We start from the raw sequence: 786 nt of genomic DNA, 5'->3' as shown, positions 1-786 counted from the left end.
ATGTGCTTGATGATGCCAAATATGGCAAGACCCATGACTATAGTAAAAAGTCTGGTGTGATGAGTAGCGATATCGTTTTACCATTTTCATTAAAGGTGCTGGGTGTGAGTGTGGATCGGGAGACGCTTTGGAATACTGCCGAAGCGGCAGAGACCCGTTCGGACAGTCGGGTGGCTCGTGAGTGGCTGATTAATTTGCCTCATGAGTTGTCTGAGGAAGAGCGCCATTCACTGGCTATCAACTTTGCCCAAAAGCTTTGTGACGATATGGATGTGATTGCGGATGTGTGTATCCATCGTCCGGTGATGAAGTTGCCATTCGATCCTAATGTACCGCCAAGTTCTAAGTATTTGCGTGAGGGTGAGGAAAACCCTGATCCCCGTAATTTTCACGCGCATATTTTAGTCACTACTCGAGCGCCTACCATTGGACCAAATAAAACCTTGGCATTTGATCCAAAGCTTAAGACCCCGTTTGAGTGGTCCAATAAAAAACGTAAGGCGCATGATCTGCCGTCATCGATGCAAGAGATAAAGCGTATTCGGGAGATGTGGGTAGATACCGCCAATAAAGTGTTGGCGCAGCATCATCTGCCATTGATGGATGCACGCAGTTATAAGGATCAGGGGCTTGATCAGCAGCCCACTATTAAAATGGGAGTGGAGGCGACGGCCATGGAGCGCCGAGGCATCACGACCGAAAAAGGAGACACCAACCGCGCCATCAAAGCACGCAACAAATTGGTGGCTGACAACCATATCAAACAGGAGGCAGACAATGAGCGAC

1 protein-coding gene is annotated in these 786 nt (G+C 48.6%); it reads left to right on the top strand.

The features are described 5' to 3' along the window. Nucleotides 1–786 (top strand): MobA/MobL family protein (locus EI162_RS14980; protein WP_192524974.1); only part of this gene is annotated, 786 nt, incomplete at both ends.

This window comes from Psychrobacter sp. FME6, from assembly GCF_014861365.1.
In the GTDB taxonomy this organism is placed as follows: Bacteria; Pseudomonadota; Gammaproteobacteria; order Pseudomonadales; family Moraxellaceae; genus Psychrobacter.
The sequence above is the reverse complement of the archived record's forward strand: the minus strand, read 5'-3'. Positions and strand labels throughout refer to the sequence as shown.